Origin of the sequence: Aromatoleum anaerobium (genome assembly GCF_012910705.2) — a bacterium.
In the GTDB taxonomy this organism is placed as follows: domain Bacteria; phylum Pseudomonadota; class Gammaproteobacteria; order Burkholderiales; family Rhodocyclaceae; genus Aromatoleum; species Aromatoleum anaerobium.
Genome location: NZ_WTVG02000031.1, coordinates 49524 through 71055, shown reverse-complemented (window position 1 = coordinate 71055; position 21532 = coordinate 49524). Strand labels below are relative to the sequence as shown.

17 protein-coding genes are annotated in these 21532 nt (G+C 64.4%); 8 read left to right on the top strand and 9 right to left on the bottom strand.

Features of this window, described 5'->3' with window-relative positions:
• Nucleotides 1–191: 191 nt before the first annotated feature.
• Together GO606_RS01315 and GO606_RS01310 are read left to right on the top strand one after the other, a co-directional pair.
• A complete protein-coding gene (locus GO606_RS01315; protein WP_169119114.1) occupies nt 192–986 on the top strand; it encodes a thymidylate synthase in 795 nt (264 codons plus the stop codon).
• Entirely contained in the window at nt 983–1486 is a 504-nt protein-coding gene (locus GO606_RS01310) for a dihydrofolate reductase (protein WP_169119113.1), read from the top strand. The genes GO606_RS01315 and GO606_RS01310 overlap by 4 nt, the downstream gene beginning before the upstream one ends.
• A gap of 34 nt (nt 1487–1520) precedes the next feature.
• Here GO606_RS01310 and GO606_RS01305 read toward each other — a convergent pair whose 3' ends face one another.
• The 3 genes from GO606_RS01305 to apbC all read right to left on the bottom strand — a co-directional run bounded on the left by GO606_RS01305 (nt 1521) and on the right by apbC (nt 5691).
• Nucleotides 1521–3773 (bottom strand): arginine/lysine/ornithine decarboxylase, encoded by a 2253-nt coding sequence (locus GO606_RS01305; RefSeq protein ID WP_169119112.1) that lies wholly within the window; start codon nt 3771–3773, stop codon nt 1521–1523.
• A gap of 141 nt (nt 3774–3914) precedes the next feature.
• Nucleotides 3915–4481: a dCTP deaminase gene (dcd, locus tag GO606_RS01300; protein ID WP_011238314.1), complete on the bottom strand. Its 567-nt coding sequence runs from the start codon at nt 4479–4481 to the stop codon at nt 3915–3917.
• 118 nt (nt 4482–4599) lie between these two features.
• Nucleotides 4600–5691, bottom strand: coding sequence for an iron-sulfur cluster carrier protein ApbC (apbC, locus tag GO606_RS01295; RefSeq protein WP_169119111.1), 1092 nt, complete (start codon nt 5689–5691; stop codon nt 4600–4602).
• A 239-nt stretch (nt 5692–5930) separates the two neighbouring features.
• Here apbC and GO606_RS01290 point away from each other — a divergent pair, with 239 nt between their 5' ends.
• The 5 genes from GO606_RS01290 (at nt 5931) to GO606_RS01270 (ending at nt 11541) form a co-directional block, all read left to right on the top strand.
• Nucleotides 5931–6467 carry an OmpA family protein gene (locus tag GO606_RS01290; protein ID WP_246979268.1) on the top strand — a complete coding sequence of 179 codons (537 nt, stop codon included), beginning with the start codon at nt 5931–5933 and terminating at the stop codon, nt 6465–6467.
• Between the two features lie 84 nt (nt 6468–6551).
• The gene (gene metG / locus GO606_RS01285; RefSeq protein ID WP_169119109.1) at nt 6552–8708 is read left to right on the top strand and encodes a methionine--tRNA ligase; all 2157 of its coding nucleotides are present in this window, start codon (nt 6552–6554) and stop codon (nt 8706–8708) included.
• Between the two features lie 130 nt (nt 8709–8838).
• Entirely contained in the window at nt 8839–10527 is a 1689-nt protein-coding gene (locus tag GO606_RS01280) for a SulP family inorganic anion transporter (protein WP_169119108.1), read from the top strand.
• Nucleotides 10520–10810, top strand: coding sequence for an acylphosphatase (locus GO606_RS01275; RefSeq protein WP_169119107.1), 291 nt, complete (start codon nt 10520–10522; stop codon nt 10808–10810). The genes GO606_RS01280 and GO606_RS01275 overlap by 8 nt, the downstream gene beginning before the upstream one ends.
• A 131-nt stretch (nt 10811–10941) precedes the next feature.
• On the top strand, nt 10942–11541 hold the full coding sequence (locus GO606_RS01270; protein WP_169119106.1) for a peroxiredoxin: 600 nt from the start codon (nt 10942–10944) through the stop codon (nt 11539–11541).
• Nucleotides 11542–11616: 75 nt separating this feature from the next.
• Here the strand turns inward: GO606_RS01270 and dnaE are convergent, their stop codons facing one another.
• The 6 genes from dnaE to GO606_RS01240 all read right to left on the bottom strand — a co-directional run bounded on the left by dnaE (nt 11617) and on the right by GO606_RS01240 (nt 20347).
• The gene (gene dnaE, locus GO606_RS01265) at nt 11617–15111 is read right to left on the bottom strand and encodes a DNA polymerase III subunit alpha (RefSeq protein WP_169119105.1); all 3495 of its coding nucleotides are present in this window, start codon (nt 15109–15111) and stop codon (nt 11617–11619) included.
• A gap of 42 nt (nt 15112–15153) precedes the next feature.
• Nucleotides 15154–15555, bottom strand: coding sequence for a hypothetical protein (locus GO606_RS01260; protein ID WP_169119104.1), 402 nt, complete (start codon nt 15553–15555; stop codon nt 15154–15156).
• Nucleotides 15552–16526: a quinone oxidoreductase family protein gene (locus tag GO606_RS01255; RefSeq protein WP_169119103.1), complete on the bottom strand. Its 975-nt coding sequence runs from the start codon at nt 16524–16526 to the stop codon at nt 15552–15554. Before GO606_RS01255 ends, GO606_RS01260 begins: the two co-directional genes overlap by 4 nt.
• A 76-nt stretch (nt 16527–16602) precedes the next feature.
• Nucleotides 16603–17739, bottom strand: a complete 1137-nt coding sequence (locus GO606_RS01250; RefSeq protein ID WP_169119102.1) for a phospholipase A — start codon at nt 17737–17739, stop codon at nt 16603–16605.
• A 35-nt stretch (nt 17740–17774) separates the two neighbouring features.
• Nucleotides 17775–17975, bottom strand: coding sequence for a DUF2905 domain-containing protein (locus tag GO606_RS01245; protein WP_169119101.1), 201 nt, complete (start codon nt 17973–17975; stop codon nt 17775–17777).
• Nucleotides 17976–18043: 68 nt separating this feature from the next.
• Nucleotides 18044–20347 carry an NADP-dependent malic enzyme gene (locus GO606_RS01240; RefSeq protein WP_169119100.1) on the bottom strand — a complete coding sequence of 768 codons (2304 nt, stop codon included), beginning with the start codon at nt 20345–20347 and terminating at the stop codon, nt 18044–18046.
• Nucleotides 20348–20732: 385 nt separating this feature from the next.
• Between GO606_RS01240 and GO606_RS01235 the strand changes: the two genes are divergently transcribed.
• On the top strand, nt 20733–21512 hold the full coding sequence (locus GO606_RS01235; RefSeq protein ID WP_169119099.1) for a ParA family protein: 780 nt from the start codon (nt 20733–20735) through the stop codon (nt 21510–21512).
• The last annotated feature ends 20 nt before the right edge of the window (nt 21513–21532 follow it).

Sequence of the window (21532 nt, the reverse complement as noted above, 5' to 3'; positions counted from 1 at the left end):
CGGGAAGCTCCCTCCATCGCCACCTCGCCTCGCACCGTCCTGCCAAAACCGCACGGTGCCGCGAAGAGGGGCGAATTATAGACACATCCAACAGGCCGTCAACCTGTTATTGAAGCGAGACCACCCGAAAAATAAAATGGGGAGTGTCTCCCGTAGCCGTAGAATTTCGGCCTCGACGCGAGGGACCTCCCATGAAACAGTATCTCGACCTGATGCGCCATGTTCTCGATCACGGTGACCGGAAATCGGACCGGACCGGGACCGGTACACTTTCAACCTTCGGTTGGCAGATGCGGTTTGATCTCGACGACGGCTTTCCTCTGCTCACGACGAAGAAGTTGCACACCCGGTCGATCATTTACGAATTGCTGTGGTTTCTGCGCGGTGATACCAATATCCGCTACCTCAATGAGAATGGCGTCTCGATCTGGGACGACTGGGCTGACGAGAATGGCGAGCTCGGTCCCGTGTACGGCAAACAATGGCGCCGCTGGGAGACCGCGAACGGGGCCACCATCGACCAGATTGCACAACTGATCGACGGATTGAAGCGCAATCCGGATTCGCGACGCCATTTGGTTTCAGCGTGGAATCCGGGAGAAATCGCCGGAATGGCGCTTCCGCCGTGCCACGCGCTGTTCCAGTTCTATGTTGCGGGTGACCGGCTGTCCTGCCAGTTGTACCAGCGCAGTGCCGACATCTTCCTCGGGGTGCCGTTTAATATCGCGTCCTACGCGCTGCTGACGCTGATGGTAGCCCAGGTTTGCGGGCTACGCGCCGGCGATTTCGTGTGGACAGGGGGGGATTGCCACCTGTACCTCAATCATCTCGATCAGGCACGCCTGCAGCTTTCCCGGCAACCGCGCGCTTTGCCGCGGATGATCGTGAATCCCGACGTCACCGACATCTTCGGATTTCGCTCCGAGGATTTTCGTCTCGAAGGTTATGACCCCCATCCTCATATCAAAGCGGAAGTGGCCGTATGAGCGCGAGCAAGCGGCAAGTGATCATCATCGCGGCGACTGCGCGAAACGGTGTGATCGGAAGAGGCAATAAATTGCCGTGGCGACTGAAGGCGGATCTTGCCCGATTCAAGGAAACGACGATCGGGCATCCCGTGCTGATGGGGCGTAAAACCTGGGAATCGCTGGGGCGACCGCTACCCGCTCGACGCAATCTGGTCGTCACGCACGACACCAGTTACTCCGCGACCGGGGCGGAGGTTTTTCCAGATCCCGAAACAGCGCTCGAGGCCGCGAGCGGCGAGACCGTCTTCGTCATCGGCGGCGCCGAACTGTATCGCCGGTTGCTCGACAGGGCCGACGCGCTGCTACTTACGGAGGTGCACGCCGACGTAGCCGGAGACGCGCATTTCCCGGCGTTCGACCGGGGAGACTTCGACGAGGTGAGGCGCGAAAGGCACGACGCGGACGCGCATAACGAATTTTCGTTCGATTTCGTCGAGTATCGGCGCAAGAGACGCTGAACCGGGAAGCTCGCTCCCGGTTCAGCGTCGTCGGTCAGTTCTGCCTCACGCAGTCGACGTAATAGTCGAACCGCCCCTCTGCATGTTCCCTGACGAGGCCGTGGATATCGGTCTCGAACCCCGGAAAGCCGGCGTTGAAATCACGCGCGAACTTCAGGTAACGCACGATCGTCGCGTTGAAACGCTCGCCCGGAATCAGTAGCGGGATCCCTGGCGGATAGGGTGTGACGAGCATCGCGGTCACACGCCCCTCGAGTTCATCGATCGGCACCCGCTCGATCTCGCGGTGCGCCATCTTGGCGAACGCATCGGCCGGCTTCATCGCCGGAACCATATCCGACAGATACATCTCGGTGGTGAGCCGCGCAATATCGTACGACTTGTAGAAACTGTGGATCTGCGCGCACAAGTCCTTCAGGCCGACTTTCTCGTAGCGCGGATGCTTCGCAATGAACTCCGGCATTACGCGCCACAACGGCTGGTTGCGGTCGTAGTCGTCCTTGAACTGCTGCAACTCGGTCACCATCGTGTTCCACCGGCCCTTCGTGATGCCGATCGTGAACATGATGAAGAACGAGTACAGCCCGGTCTTTTCGACGATGATGCCGTGCTCGGCGAGATAACGGGTGAGGATCCCGGCGGGGATGCCGGAATCTGCGAAGTCCCCGTCGACGTCGAGCCCCGACGTGATCACCGTCGCCTTGATGGGGTCGAGCATGTTGAAGCCCGGCGCGAGATTGCCGAATCCATGCCAGCGCTCGCCGGCCTTGAGCATCCAGTCCTCCCGCTCGCCGATGCCCTCCTCGGGCAGGTATTCGGGCCCCCAGACCTTGAACCACCAGTCGGCGGGCCCGAATTCGGCTTCCACCTTGCGCATCGCGCGTCGGAATTCGACGGCTTCCGACAGCGACTCATCCACCAGGGCCGGCCCGCCGGGAGGCTCCATCATCGCCGCCGCGACGTCGCACGAAGCGATGATTGCGTATTGCGGCGACGTCGAAGTGTGCATCAGATAGGCTTCGTTGAAGATGTCGCGATCGAGCTTGCGGGTCTGGGAGTCCTGCACGAGGATCTGCGAAGCCTGGGACAGCCCGGCCAGCAGCTTGTGTGTCGATTGCGTCGAGAACACCATCGATTTCTCGCAGCGCGGGCGATCAGCGCCGATCGCGTGGTAATCGCCGTAGAAATCATGGAAGGCGGCGTGCGGTAGCCAGGCTTCGTCAAAGTGCAGCGTGTCGATCTCGCCGTCGAGCATCTCCTTGATCGTCTCGACGTTGTACACGACACCGTCGTACGTCGACTGCGTGATCGTCAGGATGCGGGGCTTCTTGCCGGCGCTCGGGCGCGCGAACGGGTTCGCCTCGATCTTGCGCCGGATCGTCTCCATGCTGAATTCTTCCAGCGGGATCGGACCGATGATGCCGTAGTGGTTGCGCGTGGGCGTCAGGAACACCGGCACCGCGCCAGTCATGATGATCGAATGGAGAATCGATTTGTGGCAGTTGCGATCGACGACGACGACGTCGCCGGGTGCGACCGTCGTGTGCCACACCATCTTGTTTGACGTCGAGGTGCCGTTGGTGACGAAATAGAGATGGTCGCAGTTGAAGATGCGTGCGGCGTTGCGTTCGGAGGCGGCCACCGGACCCGTATGGTCGAGCAGCTGACCGAGTTCCTCGACGGCGTTGCACACATCCGCGCGCAGCATGTTCTCGCCGAAGAACTGGTGGAACATCTGCCCGACCGGGCTTTTCAGGAACGCCACGCCGCCGGAATGGCCCGGGCAATGCCACGAATACGAACTGTCGGCGGCGTAATGCACCAGCGCACGGAAAAACGGCGGCGCCAGGCTCTCGAGGTAGTTCTTCGCTTCGCGCACGATGTAGCGGGCGACGAACTCGGGCGTGTCCTCGAACATGTGGATGAAGCCGTGCAGCTCGCGCAGCACGTCGTTCGGGATGTGCCGGCTGGTACGGGTTTCGCCGTGGATGAAGATCGGGATGTCGGCGTTGCGCAATCGGATCTCGACGACGAATGCCCGCAGCTCGGCGATGGACTTGTCGGACGCCTCCGGTGAAGAGAACTCCTCGTCGTCGATCGACAGGATGAAGGCCGAGCCGCGGCTTTGCTGCTGCGCGAACGAGGTCAGGTCACCATAACTCGTGACGCCGAGCACTTCCATGCTCTCTTCCTCGATCGCCTTGGCCAGCGCGCGAATGCCGAGGCCGCTCGTGTTTTCCGAGCGGAAGTCCTCGTCGATGATGATGATCGGAAAGTGAAAGCGCATCCCTCTTCTCCAGCTTCTTGCGTTGGGGCAATGGGCATGATACCCACGTGAATCCTGCTTCCCGGTTACCGAAAAGCACAAGGGGCCGTCAGCCGGCCCCGTTTGTCGTGTGGTCCGCGCGCAGCGGATCGAGTCGATGAATCAGATTTTCGGCAACGTCACGCCCGTCTGGCCGAGATATTTGCCGCCGCGATCCTTGTACGACGTTTCGCACACCTCGTCGGCCTCGAAGAAAAGCATCTGCGCGATGCCCTCGTTCGCGTAGATCTTCGCCGGCAGCGGCGTGGTATTCGAAAACTCGAGCGTCACGTGACCTTCCCATTCGGGCTCCAGCGGCGTGACGTTCACGATGATGCCGCACCGCGCGTAGGTCGACTTGCCGAGGCACACCGTCAGGACATTGCGCGGGATACGAAAATACTCGACCGTGCGCGCGAGCGCGAACGAGTTCGGCGGAATGATGCACACGTCACCGACGAAATCGACGAAATTTCGCGCATCGAAATCCTTCGGGTCGACGATCGTCGAGTTGATGTTGGTGAAGATCTTGAATTCGTTCGCGCAGCGCACATCATAGCCGTAGCTCGAAGTGCCGTACGAGACGATTTTCCCCGTGCCGTTGTGGCGGACCAACTCGGGCGCGAACGGCGCGATCATCCCCTGCTGTTCCGCCATGCGGCGAATCCATTTGTCGGACTTGATGGACATGGGGTGGCGTTTCCTCCGGGGCCGGCCCGGCACCCGCCGGACGCGAAAAATCGGCTAGTTTAGGCTAAGCGGTGTCCGATCGGAAGCGGGAAAAACCGATTCCGCGGCCGGCCCGTTTTCACGTGCTCTTGATGACGATGCTCGGGAACTTGTGCGTCATGTCCTTCGCCTTGACCGCCACGCGTGCCGCCACCTTGCGCGCGATCCCCTTGTAGAGCTCCGCGATGCGACCTTCCGGATCGGACACGACGGTCGGCGCCCCGCCATCGGTTTCCTGGCGGATCTGCAGATCGAGCGGCAGCGCGCCGAGGAAAGGCACGTTGTAGTCGGCGCACAGGCGCTCACCCCCGCGAGTGCCGAAGATCGCTTCTTCGTGGCCGCAATTCGAACAGATATGGATGCTCATGTTTTCGACGACGCCGATGATCGGCACCCCCACTTTCTCGAACATCTTGAGTCCCTTGCGCGCATCGAGCAAAGCGATGTCCTGGGGTGTCGTGACGATCACGGCGCCGGTCAGCGGCACGCTCTGCGACAGCGTGAGCTGGATGTCGCCGGTGCCTGGGGGCATGTCGATGACGAGGTAGTCCAGATCTTTCCAGTTGGTTTCCTTCAGCAACTGGTTGAGCGCCTGCGTCGCCATCGGGCCGCGCCACACCATCGGCGTCTCGACATCGACGAGGAAGCCGATGGACATCACCTGCAGGCCGTGCGCCTGCAGCGGCTCCATCGTCTTGCCGTCGAGCGACTCCGGACGCTGGTCGCCGATGCCGAGCATATGCGGCTGCGACGGACCATAGATATCCGCGTCGAGCAGCCCGACTGTCGCACCTTCTGCCGTCAGCGCAAGGGCGAGGTTCACGGCGGTCGTGCTCTTGCCGACCCCCCCTTTCCCGGAAGCTACGGCGATGATGTTCTTGACGCCCGGCAGCAGCTTCACGCCCTGCTGCACCGCGTGCGCGACGACCTTGCTGTGTACGTCGATCGTCACCCGCCCTGCGCCGGGAATCGTGGCAATCGCGGCGGCGAGCATTTCGCGGATCGATTCATGCTGTGTCTTCGCCGGGTAGCCGAGTTCGAGTTCGACACGGACGTCGCTGCCGCTGATGCTGACGTTCCTGACGCAGCGCGTCGAAACGAAATCCTTGCCGGTGTTCGGATCGATAACGCCCTTGAGCGCTTCGGTGACAGATTCCTGGGTGAGACTCATGGTGACATATCCTCGGCGATCGGCAGCCCGCGATTCGGGCCTCAAGAGGGTAAATCATACCTAAGCCTGCGTGCCCGCTCACCCTCTTGTTCAGCAGGGTCATTCTGCCAGCGTCCCCACGCGGTAAAATGCGCCCCTTGGCGAACTGATTTTCCCGAACTGGCTCCCCGCACTGATTCCCTTCACCACCCGGGATTACCCACAGCATGAACCGATTTTGGCTATTCGTCCTGATTGGCGTGAGCGCGTTGCTGTCGGCCTGCGCCACGACGACTGCGACGCCACCTCCCGTCGCCGCGACGCCGATCCATCGCGCCGTGCCGGTCGCAACGAACGCGGCCTTCGACTGGCCCGCCGAACGCAACCGCATCGTCAAACACTTGAGCGGCTCGAGCGAGATCGCAACCCGGGTACGCGACGATGGCACCCTGCAACTGCTGCTCCCCGGCGCGGAAGCCTTTTCCCGTGGTGGCACTGAGCCCCAACCGGCCCTGACCGCGAGCCTGGACCGTGTCGCATCGGCCCTGGCTCCGTCCCCCGAGGTCGAAATCCGGGTGTTCGGTCACACCGACAGCCTGGACAGTGAATTGCACAATCTGCAGCTTTCGATCCAGCGCGCCGAAACCGTGGCGGAGCATCTGCGCCGCCGCGGCATCGCGCTTGCTCGTCTGCATGCCGACGGCAAGGGCGAAGCCGAGCCGATCGCCGACAACGCTACCGAGGCGGGACGCGCGAAGAACCGTCGCGTCGAGATCGTCCTGCGTCCGTTCGAATAGTCCCGCAGCCGGTCGTTTCCCGCGGCGTCGCAGGACAACGGCGACGCCTTTGCTACACTCTTCCTTTTTCCATTTCCGCCCATCATGCCGCGCAAGATACTGGTTACCAACGCCCTGCCCTACGCCAACGGCGACATTCACCTCGGCCATCTCGTCGGCTACATCCAGGGCGACATCTGGGTGCGCTATCAGCGCATGCGCGGCAACACGGTGCATTACGTCTGCGCGGACGACACGCACGGTACGCCGGTGATGCTGCGTGCGGAAAAGGAAGGCATCACGCCCGAAGCACTGATCGCCCGCGTGCACGGCGAACATCTGCGTGACTTCACCGACTTCGGCGTCGCATTCGACAACTACCACAGCACTCACAGCGTCGAAAACCGGGCCTACGCGGAAGACGTCTACACGAAGCTCCAGGCCGCCGAGTTGATCGACACCCGCGCGATCGAGCAGTTCTACGATCCGGTCAAGGAGATGTTCCTGCCGGACCGCTTCATCAAAGGCGAATGCCCGAAGTGCGGCGCCGCCGACCAGTACGGCGACAACTGCGAGGTCTGCGGCGCCGCGTACGCACCGACCGAGCTCAAGAACCCGCACTCGGCCGTGTCCGGCGCGAAACCCGTGCTGAAGACGTCGGAGCATTACTTTTTCCGCCTGTCCGACCCGCGCGCCGTGGCGTTTCTGCGCGAATGGACGCGCGGCACAAATGCCGCCGGCACCCGCCGGCTGCAGGCCGAAGCGGCGAACAAGATGAAGGAATGGCTCGGCGACGAAGCAGTCGGCGACGGCGGGAACACGCTGTCCGACTGGGATATTTCGCGCGACGCCCCGTATTTCGGTTTCGAGATTCCCGGCGCCCCCGGAAAATATTTCTACGTCTGGCTCGACGCCCCGATCGGCTACCTCGCGAGCTTCCGCAATCTTGCCGAACGGCGTGGCGACATCACCGTCGACGACTTCACCGACGCCGTTCGCGCCGAAACGGCCGGCACCGAGATGGTGCACTTCATCGGCAAGGACATTCTCTACTTCCACGCCCTCTTCTGGCCGGCGATGCTCCGGTTCGCCGGCTACCGCACGCCGACGCAGTTGTGCGTCAATGGCTTCCTGACTGTCGACGGCGCGAAGATGAGCAAGAGCCGCGGCACGTTCATCACGGCGCGCTCCTACGTCTCGCAGGGCCTCAATCCGGAATGGCTGCGCTATTACTTCGCGACCAAGTCGAACGGCACGATGGAAGACGTCGATCTCAGCCTCGACGACATGGTCGCAAAAGTGAATTCGGACCTCGTCGGCAAGTACGTCAACATCGCCAGCCGCTGCGCGGGCTTCATCGCCAGGCGCTTCGACGGCAAGCTCGGCGTGAGCGATCCGCGGGCGACCGCCGATTTCGAAGCTGCCTTTGCCGCCGGGACGATTGCACACGCCTATGAAGAACGTGACTACGGCCGCGCGCTGCGCGAGATCATGCGACTCGCCGACCTCGCGAACCAGTACGTCAACGACCACAAACCGTGGGAACTGGCGAAGCAGGAAGGCCAGGAGAGGCATCTTCATGTCGTGTGCAGCACGGCGCTGACGCATTTCCGCGACCTTACGCTGTATCTCAAGCCGGTGCTGCCCGCTCTCGCCGAAAAAGTCGAAGCCTTCCTCGCGATCGACCCGCTCGCCTGGCCGCAAACCTGGCAGCCGCTGCCCGCCGCGCACGCGATCAACCCCTATGCGCACCTGATGACACGCGTCGAGCGCAAGCAGATCGACGCGCTGCTCGACGCGAACCGCGAATCGCTCGCGCCGGCAGCTCCGGCCGCAAAAGTCGCGTCGTCGCAGCAGCGCCACGCGGAAAAGCAGCAACACGAAGCCCAGTCCGCGGAGACGGCGATGCCGCACATCTCGATCGACGATTTCACGAAGGTGGATCTGCGCATCGCCCGCATCGTCGGCGCGGAACACGTCGAAGGCGCCGACAAGCTGATCCGTCTGCAACTCGACATCGGCGAGACCGAAAATGGGCAGACGAAGCTGCGCCAGGTGTTTGCCGGCATCAAGTCGGCGTACGACCCGGCGGCGCTCGTCGGACGGCTCACGGTGATGGTCGCCAACCTCGCGCCGCGCAAGATGAAGTTCGGCGTCAGCGAGGGCATGGTGCTCGCCGCCTCCGACGCGGACGACAAGGGCGCCGGGATCTACATCCTGACACCGGACACGGGCGCCGCGCCCGGCATGCGGGTGAAATGATCGAGGCATAGAACCGACATGCCCCTGACTCCCTCGAAACGCTGGTTCGTGCAGCATCGAACCGGCCCCGGGCCGCTGCAGCGCTGCAGCACCCGGGGTAGGCAACACAGCGAGGAATTCAGGAGGCTTCATGATCAGGTTTCGCCCGAAACTGCTTGACACCTTGCCCGGCTACGGCCGGGCTACATTCATCAACGATTTTTCCGCCGGGATCACCGTCGGCGTGCTCGCGCTGCCGCTGGCGATGGCGTTCGCGATCGCCAGCGGCATGAGTCCGACCGCCGGCGTGTGGACGGCGATCGTCGCCGGCTTCCTGATCTCCGCCCTCGGCGGCTCGAAAGTGCAGATCGGCGGCCCGACCGGCGCCTTCATCCCGATCGTCTACGCGATCGTCGCCGACTTCGGCGTGCAGAACCTGCTGATCGCCACGATGATGTCGGGCGTGATGCTGCTCGGCATGGGTGCCTTCAGGCTCGGCAGCATGATCCGCTTCATCCCGGTGTCAGTGGTCATCGGATTCACGAACGGCATCGCCGTGGTGATCTTCATTTCGCAAATCAAGGACTTCCTCGGGCTCGACATCGAGAAGATGCCGGGAGAGTTCTTCGGCAAGATGGAAACCTTGCTGGCGGCGATGCACACGATCGATTTCCCGACCGTGGCCACATCGATCGCGTCGCTCGCGGTGCTGATCGCATGGAACCGCACGGCGACGCGAATAGCCTGGATGCGCCGCCTGCCCGGGCCGCTCGCAGTGCTGCTGATCGCCACGGCGGTCAATGCGCTGATCCACTTGCCGATCGACACCATCGGCAGCCGCTTCGGCGGCATTCCCCAGGAGCTGCCCGACATCGGCCTGCCGGCGCTGTCGCTCGGCACGCTCGGCAAGCTGATCGTGCCGGCCCTGACGATTGCGCTGCTCGGGGCGATCGAATCGCTGCTCTCGGCACGCGTCGCCGACAACCTGATCGACGACCGTCACGATCCCAACCAGGAACTCATCGCGCAGGGCGTCGCGAACGTCGTCGCGCCGCTGTTCGGCGGCTTCGCGGCCACCGGCGCGATTGCCCGCACCGCGACCAACGTGCGCTCGGGAGGGCAAACGCCGGTCGCCGGGATGGTGCACGCGCTGGTGCTGCTCGCCGTCGTGCTCGCGCTGGCGCCGCTCGCGAGCCACATCCCGCTCGCCGCACTGTCGGCGATCGTCGTCGTGGTGTCGGTCAACATGGGCGAATGGCATGCCTTCGCCTGGAAGGAACTGGCGCGCTATTCGAAGCAGTACCGCATGATCCTGCTCGGCACTTTCTTCGTCACGGTAGTGTTCGACCTGACGCTCGCCGTGGAACTCGGAATGTTGCTCGCGAGTCTGTTTTTCATTTATCGGATGTCGGACCTCACCCGCATCGAACGGGTCCCGCTCGAAGACCATTACGGCGTCGAAGCCCTGTCGCGGAGCGATGGCACGCCGCGGATCATCGCCTACCGGGTATTCGGCAGCCTGTTCTTCGGCGCGGCGAACAAGCTCGAGAGCCTGCTGCTGATGCAGGAGGGCCATCCGGACGCCGTGATCCTCGATCTCGAAAAGGTGATCAACATCGACACCACCGGCCTCGACGCGCTCCAGACGCTGCATCGCACGCTGCAGAAGCGCGGCGCGCAGCTGATCCTGTGCGACCTGAACGAGCAGCCCGCGTCGCTCGTGTTCCGCTCCGGATTCCAGGCGAGCCTCGGCGACGACAACATCGCGGCGAACATGACCGAAGCCCTGATCCGCGCCCAGCGGCTGCGCGGGCACGAACCGGAGTTATCGTATGCTTGATGACGCAACCGTTTCACGCCATCTGACGATCCGCGGTCGTGTGCAGGGGGTGTATTACCGGGCGAGCGCGCAGGCTGAAGGCGTTCGCTTGGGGCTTGCGGGATGGGTGCGCAACCGGCGGGACGGCTCGGTCGAGGCGCTGGTCGCCGGCCCCGAGACAGCGGTCGAACATTTCATTACATGGGCACGACGCGGCCCGCCCGCCGCCCACGTGCAGGAATTGGTCGTTGCAGAGGGGCCATTGCCGGAACCGGGACCTTTCTCAGTCCGTCCCACGGCATAGCGGTGCGAGGAGACGCGAGCGTATCGATAGAAAAGGGCTATCAACACACCATTGCAATTGCAATTTGACGCCCCGGATAGCGTGGCCCAAGATGCATACACCCCGTTCAAACCAAGCAGGAGAGATCAACCATGGCAGTCCTCGTAGGCAAGCAAGCCCCCGATTTCACCGCGACGGCGGTGTTCGGCAACAATGAAATCAAGGACATCACCTTCTCGCAATTCACGAAGGACAAGTACGCGGTCCTGTTCTTCTACCCGCTCGATTTCACTTTCGTCTGCCCGTCCGAGCTGATCGCGTTCGATCACCGCCTGGATGAATTCAAGAAGCGCGGCGTCGAAGTGCTGGGCGTGTCGATCGACAGCCAGTTCACGCACCTCGCGTGGAAGAACACGCCGGTCAACAGCGGCGGTATCGGGCAAGTGCAGTATCCGATGGTCGCCGACATCAAGCACGAGATCTGCCGTGCGTACGACGTCGAATCCGAAGGCGGCGTCGCGTTCCGCGGCTCCTTCCTGATCGACAAGGCCGGCGTCGTGCGTCACCAGGTCGTCAATGACCTGCCGCTGGGCCGCAACATCGACGAGATGCTGCGCATGGTCGACGCGCTGCAATTCACCGAAGAGCACGGCGAGGTCTGCCCGGCTGGCTGGAACAAGGGCAAGGCCGGCATGAAGGCCGACCCGAGCGGCGTTGCGGAATACCTCGCGCAGCACGCCGAAGCGCTCTGATCAGGGCTGTCGGATAAAAACGGCCGCGTCCCGGAAAGGGCCGCGGCTGTTTTTTCTTCCGGGGGGTGACGAAGCTCAGTTCGGATAGATCACTTCGACCGCGTCCGCCGGCAGCCACTGGCGCAGGCCGTCGAGCAGCGCGTCGTCGAGACGCACGCGCCAGCCCTCGCCGAAAGGCAGGTCCGCTTCGGCCACCTCGTTGCGGTAACGCAGCCGGACCGGGCAGCCTCCTTCGCGGAACGGCGCCAGCAGGCTTTGCAGACGATCGGCCGCGGCACTCGCGCCGCCCGCAGCCTTCACTTCACCGTTGACCGTCAGCTGCAGCGCGCGGGCAAACCGCGAGCGCGCTTCGCCGAGCGTCATCAGCTTGTCGGCGACGATGCGCAGCCCGCCGGTAAAGTCGTCGTTGCTCACCTTGCCTTCGACCACCAGCACTTCGTCGGTGACGATCTTGCTGCGCTGCGAGTCGAACAGTTCCGAGAACACCGACACTTCGCGCACCTGGCTGCCATCGTCGAGCACGACGAAAGCCATCTTGCCGCGGCCGGTCATCTTCGTGCGCACGTCCATGACGGCGCCGGCGAGCATCAGCAGATCCCGCGAAGGTTCGAGCTCGGCGAGCGGCCGACGGACAAAGCGGCGCACCTCCTTGCGGAAACTGTTGAACGGATGGCCGGAGAGGAAGAAGCCGATCGCGAGCTTCTCTTCCTTGAGCCGCTCGCGTTCGGTCCACGGGCGGGCGCGGACGTACTCCGGCGCTGCCCCGGCCGCTTCCGGGATCAGGTCGAAAAGCCCCCCTTGCAACGCGTTCGCCGCTGCCTGCTCGGCCGCTTCCATCGCGAGACTCACAGTCGCGAGCAGGCGCGCGCGGTCGGCGCTGCCGCTCGGTTCGATGAGGTCGAACGCGCCGGCGCGGATCAGCGCCTCGATGACGCGACGGTTGACCGCGCGCCGATCGACCCGCGCGCAGAAATCGAACAGGTCGCGGAACGGTCCGCCGGCCTCCCGTGCCGCGAGGATCGCGCGAACCGCAGGCTCCCCCGCCCCTTTCACGGCGCCGAGGCCGTAGCGGATCGTATTGCGGTCGGTCGGCACGAAGCGGAAGTCGGAGGCGTTGACGTCCGGCGGCAGGATCGTCACGCCATTCGCAACGGCGTCCTCGAAGAAGATCCTGATCGTGTCGGTGTTGTCGAGATCGGCCGACATCGTCGCGGCCATGAACGCCGCGCAGTGGTGCGCCTTCAGCCACGCGGTGTGATAGGTGACGACCGCGTAGGCCGCGGTGTGCGACTTGTTGAAGCCGTACTCCGCGAACTTCGTCATCAGGTCGAAGAGCTGCTCGGCAAGCGCCGGGTCGTAGCCCTTCTGCTTCGCACCGGCAGCGATCGTCTCGCGGTGCAGCGCCATTTCCTCGGCCTTCTTCTTGCCCATCGCGCGGCGCAGCATGTCGGCGCCGCCGAGCGTGTAGCCGCCGATGATCTGCGAGATCTGCATCACCTGTTCCTGATACACGATCACGCCGTAGGTCGGCTCGAGGCAGGGCTTCAGGTCCGGGTGGAAGTAATCGATCTCCTGCTGGCCTTTCTTGCGCAGGATGAAGTCGTCGACCATCCCCGAGCCGAGCGGCCCCGGGCGGTACAGCGCGAGCACCGCGATGATGTCCTCGAAGCGGTCAGGGGCGAGCTTTTTCAGCAGCTTCTTCATGCCCTCCGATTCCACTTGGAAGATCGCGGTGGTGTTCGCGTCCTTGAGGATCTGGTAGGCGGCCGGGTCGGTGAAGGGCAGCGCGGCGAGGTCGGGTTTTTCGCCGGTGAGGCGTTCGACGTACTCGACGGCGAGCTCAATGATCGTCAGGTTGCGCAGCCCGAGGAAGTCGAACTTGACAAGGCCCACCGCCTCGACGTCGTCCTTGTCGAACTGCGACACCGGCGTCGCGTCGTCGCCGTCGGCGATGTAGAGCGGGCAGAAGTCGGTGAGTTTGCCCGGCGCGATCAGCACGCCGCCGGCGTGCATGCCGACGTTGCGGGAGAGGCCTTCGAGCGGTTCGGCGAGGCTCCACAGCTCCTGTACCGACTCGCCGTCGTTGCCGTCCTTCATCATCTCGCCGATCTGCGACTCCATGTCGTAGGCTTTGGCGAGCGAGACGGGCTTCGCGCCTTCGATCGGAATCAGCTTGGAGAGGCGATCGCATAGCCCGTACGGCAGGTCGAGCACGCGCCCGACGTCGCGCACGACCGCTTTCGACGCCATCGTGCCGAAGGTCGCGATCTGGCTGACCGCCTCCTTGCCGTAGCGGCTGCGCACGTACTCGATGACGCGGTAGCGGTTGTCCTGGCAGAAGTCGATGTCGAAGTCGGGCATCGACACCCGCTCCGGATTCAGGAAGCGCTCGAACAGCAGCGCGTACGCGAGCGGGTCGAGGTCGGTGATGCGCAGGCTGTACGCGACGAGCGAACCGGCGCCGGAACCGCGCCCCGGCCCGACCGGCACGCCGTTTTCCTTCGCCCAGTTGATGAAGTCGGCGACGATCAGGAAGTAGCCGGGAAAGCCCATCTGGATGATCGTGTCGGTCTCGAACTTGAGCCGGTCCTCGTAGGTCCGGCGCTGGCGCTCGCGCTCCGCCTCATCCGGATAGAGTTCCTTCAGCCGCACTTCAAGGCCCGCCTTCGCTTCGGCGACGAGGAAATCGTCGAGCGTCATGCCTTCGGGCGTCGGGAACTGCGGCAGGAAGTTCTTGCCGAGCTGCACGGTCAGCGAACAGCGGCGGGCGATCTCGACCGAATTCTCGAGCGCCTCCGGGATGTCGGCGAACAGCGCGCACATCTCGTCCTGGCTCTTGAAGTACTGCTCCTCGGTGAAGTCGCGCGGCCGGCGCTTGTCGGCAAGCACGTAGCCTTGCGCGATGCACACGCGCGCCTCGTGCGCCTTGAAGTCCTCGCGCTTGAGGAACTGCACCGGATGCGTCGCGACGACCGGCAGGCCGAGCTTGCCCGCGAGCTGCACGGCCTGGCGGATATAGGCCTCGGTGCCGGGATGGCCGGCGCGTTGCAGCTCGATGTAGAACGCGTCGGGGAATAGCTGTGCCCACTCGGCGGCAAGTCGCTCCGCGACGTCGGGATTGCCGTTCACCAGCGCCTGGCCGATGTCCCCGCCCATCGCGCCCGACAGGCAGAGCAGATCCGACGCAGCGCCGTCGGCGAACCATTGCCGGCGCATCTCGGCGCGGCTGCGGTACTTGTTGTCGAGATAGGCGCGCGTCAGCAACTCGCACAACTGCCCGTAACCCTTGCGGTTCCTGCAGACCAGCAACACGCGGAAGGGCTTGTCGCGGTCCGTGTCGTTGGTGATCCAGGCGTCGACGCCGACGATCGGCTTCATGCCCTTGCCGCGGGCGCCCTTGTAGAACTTGACCATGCCGAAAAGGTTGGCCAGATCGGAAATGCCGAGGGCCGGCATGGCATCGGCGGCGGCGCGCGCGATCGCCTGGTCGATCTGGACGATGCCGTCGGAGATCGAATATTCGGAGTGCAGCCGCAGATGAATGAAACGGGGGTCGTGTGGAGCAGTCATGGGCGGAATTTTACCCGATGCCCCGCCACCTCACGTGATCGCTCAACGCTGCCGGGCGGCCTCGCGGGCCTGTGCCAGAGACTGCTTGCGCGCGTGGTCGGCCTCGAGAATCGCCTGCTGCTGCCCGGGCGGCAACGGCGCGCCGAGTTCCGCTTCGAGCGCGGAGATGAGTCGCGAAGCCGTCGACGTGATGCGGCGTTCGTCGGGCATCGCCCTGCGCACCTGTGCCGGGGTGGCGCCGGTGATGCGCACGACCTCGCTGACGAAGTGGTCCTCGATGCGCCGGCTGCTCGCCGCCAGGAACGCCGTCGCGGCCGGGCTCATCGCGCTCTGGCCCGCCGGTTGCGCCAGCGCCTGCGGCACGAGCGGCGCGGCCGGAAAGACCAGGATCAGGAACAGCGCCAGCAGGCCTCCCGGCGATGCACCTTCGCGGCGCGCACTCACGGCAGCAGGATCGACGAACCGGTGGTGCGGCGGGCCTCGAGCTCAAGGTGCGCCTGCGAAGCGTCCTTCAGCGCGAAACGCTGGTTGACCTCGATCCGCACCTTGCCCGAGATGACGACATCAAAGAGATCGGCCGCCATCGCGAGCAGATCCGGCCGCCTGGCCGAGTAGGTAAACAGCGTCGGGCGCGTGATAAACAGCGACCCCATCTTCGCGAGCAGGCCGAGATCGAACGGCGGCACCGGCCCCGAAGCGGCACCGAACAGCACCATCATGCCGAGCGGCCGCAGGCAGCCCAGCGACTCCATGAAAGTATCCTTGCCGATCGAGTCATAGACCACCGGCAACCCTTCGCCGCCGGTGATCTCCCTGACCCGCTCGGCGAAGTTCTCGCGCGTGTAGACGATCGGATGGTCACAGCCGTGGGCACGGGCGAGTTCAGCCTTCTCATCCGAACCCACGGTTCCGATGACGGTTGCGCCGAGCGCCTTCGCCCACTGGCACACGATCAGGCCGACCCCGCCCGCGGCGGCGTGGATGAGGATCGTGTCACCCGGTTGCACGCGGTAGGTGCGACGCAGCAGATACTGCGCAGTCAGCCCCTGCAGCAGCATCGCCGCGCCCTGCTCGAACGAGACCGGGTCGGGAAGCTTCACGAGCCGGTCGGCCGGCATGTTGCGCAGGTCCGCATAGGCGCCGAGCGGGCCTCCGGCATAGGCGACACGGTCGTCCGGCGCGAGATCGTCCACCCCCTCGCCGACCGCCTCCACGACCCCGGCCGCCTCGAGACCGATGCCGGACGGCAACGGCGCCGGATACAGCCCGGTGCGATGGTATGTGTCGATGTAGTTGAGCCCGACGGCATGCTGCCGCACGCGCGCCTCGCCCTGCGCGGGCGACGGAACATCGATGGCCTCCCATTGCAGGACCTCGGGGCCGCCGGTTCGATGGAAGCGAATCGCATGGGGCATGCTGGTCTCCTTGTGGGTTCGATGCGGCCCGCGCGGCGCAGGCAAGCGCAGGAGGGCAACCGCCGTCGCCCGCGGTTCAGCGCTGGATCGAGAAGCCGATTCTAAACTGCGTTCCGCGCGACCGGTTGTAATCGAGCAATGTTTCGCCATATCCGTCGAACACCTGGAAATGCAGGTAGGACGCGGTGTCCGACAGGATCGCGCGCGACAGCGGATATGACAGATCGAGCTGCGAACTGCCACCGCGCGTCGAGTGGCGCAGGCGCAGCTGAGCGAGAAAGCCGTCGTCCCGGCCGAAACGCACCCCGAGTTCGCCATAACCGCGATAGCGGTGGATGTCCGGGTTTTCGTCGCGATCGAGGTAACCCCAGATCTTCGGCGTGATGCCGACATAGGATTGCCGCTCGCCGAGGCGATGACGCCAGTCCAGCGACGCGAACAGCGTGTCGAGGCTGCGCGAGTTCTCCCGGTCCCGCCCGTTCGATTCGTGCTCGTAGCCCGTGCGTACGGTAATGCCGTGCTGGCGGTCGGAATCGGACGCGAGTCGCCACTCGTAGAACAGCGACGGCCGGTAGCTCGTGTCGCGGAACGGCTTCGAGTCCGAGCGCAGATCCCACACCGAGGTTTGCGTGTAACCGAAATGCAGGCCGCGCAACGGCGGCAGCAGTTCGGCAACGGGGCCTTCGGGCTCGAAGATGCGGTACTTGAAACTGAGCTGGACACGCGCCGAGCGACCGGCCCCGCCGCCGACGAGGAAATACATCGGCTCGTTGACCGACAGCGCCGGGGCCGGCGGAAGTGTCGCCGCAGGCAGGACCGGCTCCTGCGCAGCCTTGGCCACGTCGGCGCCGGGCGGCGCGGCAGCTTCCTGCGCGATCAGCAGCAGGCGCGACGAACCGCGGTCGGCGAGTTCCACGACCGCGGCTCCCGTGAGCTGCTCCGGCCAGTTCAGCACGTAATCGCGCCGGAACGCGGCGCCCTCGCCGCCGCCTGCGGCCAGCAGTTCCACGGCGACACGCTGTTCGCCGACTTCGATGACGGCTTCGAGACGATCCGGCAGCGGCAACTCGTCGGAAGCGTCGCGGGCGATCGAAATATTCAGCGGTTGCCCGGCGACCACGCGCGTAGCGAAAGCGGCCAGCAGCCATTCGGCCCGGGCCGCGGGTGCGCCAAGAAGCATCGCGGCCACGGCCGCGAGCACGGGAATTCGCATCCGGGGTCTCCTGTAGGGCTGGCCGACGCCAGGCCTCAGCGGCGCAAGATCCAGAGGATAAGGCTGATCACGATCGAGACGATCAGGCCTGTCGTCAGCGGAAAATAGAAGCCGAAGCCTTCCCGTTCGATGTGGAAGTCGCCAGGAAGCCGGCCGAACGGCAGGCGTGCCAACCACGGCCATAACAGGCCCGCGGCAACCAGGATCAAGCCGAGGACGATCAGCAGGCGTTGCATGAAAACCGGGATGACGTTCGTCGCAGCCGCCGGCTCCTCGACGGAACCGGCGGCCGGACAGCCTTACCTTACTCCTGCGCGGCGGCAAACTGCCGCTGCTCGAAAGCGTCGACCACCGACACGGCGGTGATGTTCACAAGCCGGCGCACGGTCGCCGACGGCGTCAGGATATGCACCGGCAGCGCCGCGCCAAGCAGCATCGGACCGACCGACACACCGTCGCCGTTCGCGATCTTCATCAAGTTGAACGAAATGTTCGCCGCGTCGAGGTTCGGCATCACGACGAGGTTGGCTTCGCCGGTGAGCATGGAGTCCGGGTTCGACTTCTTGCGGATATCCGGCGACAGCGCCGAATCGCCGTGCATCTCGCCGTCGCATTCGAGGCCCGGGGCGATGCGGCGGAGGATCTCGGACGCCTCGCGCATCTTGCGCGCGGAAGTCGAACGCGAGCTGCCGAAGTTCGAATGAGACAACAGCGCGACGCGCGGCTCGATGCCGAAACGGCGCAGCTCTTCGGCGGCCATCCGGGCGATTTCAGCGACTTCCTCGGCGCTCGGATTCTCGTTCACGTACGGATCGGTGATCGCGAGCATGCGCTTGGGCAGCAGCAGCAGGCTCATCGCCGCGAACAGCTTCGAGCCCTTCTTCAACCCGATGACGTCCTCGACGGTCTTGAAGTGGTAGTCGTAAGAGCCGAAGGTGCCGCACACCAGCGCGTCGGCGTCGCCGCGACGCAGCACCATGCAGCCGATCAGCGTCGTGTCGCGGCGCATCTTCGCCTTCGCCAGCTCGGGCGTCACGCCGTCGCGGCACATCATGTGGTGGTATTCCTGCCACAGCTCGCGGTAGCGCGGGTCGGACTCGGGATTGATGATGTCGAAGTCGCGCCCGGGCACCAGGTTCAGGCCGATCTTCTGGATACGCATCTCGATCACGCTCGGCCTGCCGATCAGGATCGGCCGCGCGAGTTCCTCGTCGATGACGACGCGGGCGGCATGCAGCACGCGTTCGTCCTCGCCTTCGGCGTACAGCACGCGCTTGAATTCGGCCGGGATCCGCTTCGCCGCGGAGAACACCGGCTTCATGACAATGCCCGACTGATAGACGAAATCCGACAGGCTCGCCGCGTAGGCTGCGAGATCCTCGATCGGCCTCGTCGCGACGCCGGATTCCATCGCCGCCTTGGCGACCGCAGGCGCGATCTTGACGATCAGGCGCGGGTCGAACGGGCTGGGAATGATGTAGTCCGGGCCGAAATGCAGGTCGGCGTTGCCGTAGGCCGCGGCGACGATGTCGCTTTGCTCGGCGCGGGCGAGTTCCGCGATCGCCTTCACGCACGCGAGCTTCATCTCCTCAGTGATCTTCGTCGCGCCGGCATCGAGCGCGCCGCGGAAGATGAACGGGAAGCACAGCACGTTGTTGACCTGGTTCGGATAATCGGACCGCCCGGTGGCGATGATGCAGTCCGGACGCGCTTCCTTCGCCACTTCGGGCAGGATTTCCGGATTCGGGTTCGCGAGCGCGAAGATCAGCGGCTTGTCCGCCATCCGTTTGACCATCTCGGGCTTCAGCACGCCCGCGGTCGACAGGCCGAGGAACACGTCGGCGCCGTCGATGACCTCGCCAAGCGTCGTCGCGTCGGTACTCTGCGCGTAGCGGGCCTTGTTCGGTTCCATGTTCTCGTCACGGCCGACGCGGATCACGCCTTTGGAGTCGCAGACGAACACGTTCTCGCGCTTCACCCCGAGCCCGACCATCAGGTCGAGGCACGCGATCGCCGCGGCGCCCGCGCCCGAGCACACCAGCTTCACTTCGCCGATGTCCTTGCCGACGATCTTGAGACCGTTGATCAGCCCTGCCGACGAAATGATCGCGGTGCCGTGCTGGTCGTCATGAAAGACCGGAATGTTCATCCGCTCGCGCAGTTTCTGCTCGATGTAGAAACACTCGGGCGCCTTGATGTCCTCGAGGTTGACGCCGCCGAGCGTCGGCTCGAGCGACGCGATGATCTCGATGAGCTTGTCCGGGTCCCGTTCGGCGAGTTCGATGTCGAACACGTCGATGTTCGCGAACTTCTTGAACAGGCAGCCCTTGCCTTCCATGACCGGTTTCGACGCGAGCGGACCGATGTTGCCCAGCCCGAGCACCGCGGTGCCATTCGTGACGACGGCGACGAGATTGCCGCGCGATGTCAGTTCGCGCGCCTGTCCCGGGTCCGCGACGATCGCGTCGCACGCCGCGGCCACGCCCGGCGAGTAGGCGAGCGCGAGATCGCGCTGGTTCGTCAGGCTCTTGGTGGGAACAACCGAAATTTTCCCGTGGGTCGGCGAACGATGATAATCCAGTGCCGCGGTGATGAAATCCTGATCCATTGCGCTCCCTCTCGTGCTAAGTGGGTTGTCTTTGTTCATGAATGTGCGGAAAAACTCTGCGCTCGCACCGGCGCCTCGCCAACCAATGAGGAATGTCCGCAGCGATGTGGCTTGTTCTGATCGAATGGCCGGCATTGAACCGGGCATCGCAGCGGATCGGGCGCGGCGGCCCGCATGACGGCGGCTTCATGCGACAGCCGCTGACGCCACCTTTGACGAGGCGAAAGTTTAGCGCAGCCGCCCAGCCTTGGGCAGAGGGATGTCAGGGCAAGCCGGCATGGCGTTGCGCGCCATCTTCTGTGCCTGCGCGGCGTCGGCGCACATCGGCACTGCCCGTGGACATTTTTTGGCACAATCGCGTGGCAGCCCAACCAGGAAAGCCAAGATGCGACGCGTGGTATTCAATCAGAAAGGCGGAGTCGGCAAGTCAACCATTACCTGCAACCTCGCGGCGATCAGCGCCCACCGGGGCAGGCGTACGCTGGTCGTCGACCTCGACCCGCAGGGCAACTCGACCCAATATCTGCTCGGCCGCTCCGGCGGGGAGTTCGACACGACGCTGGCGGATTTCTTCGACCAGACGCTCAACTTCAAGCTGAACCCGAAGAAGACGACCGAGTTCGTCGTCGCGAGCCCTTTCGAAGGGCTCGACGTGATGCCTTCGCACCCGGGACTCGAAGACCTGCAGGGCAAGCTCGAGTCGCGCTACAAGATCTACAAGCTGCGCGATGCGCTCGAGGAGCTGGCCGGCCGCTACGACTGCATCTACATCGACACGCCGCCGGCGCTCAATTTCTACACCCGCTCGGCACTGATCGCCGCGCACGGCTGCCTGATCCCGTTCGACTGCGACGAGTTTTCCCGCCGTGCGCTGTACTCGCTGCTGGAAAACGTGCAGGAAATCCGCAGCGACCACAATCGCGACCTGCAGGTCGAAGGGATCGTCGTCAACCAGTTCCAGGCACGCGCCGCACTGCCGCAGAAAGTCGTGCAGGAACTGATCGACGAAGGCCTGCCGGTGCTGACGCCCTATTTGTCCGCGTCCGTGAAGATCAAGGAATCCCACGAGCAGGCGCGGCCGATGATCCATCTCGACGCGAAGCACAAGCTCGCGCAGGAGTACGTCGCGCTGCACGACTCGCTGGCACGGAAATACGGCGCCTGACGACGGGCGTTGGTGGGCCG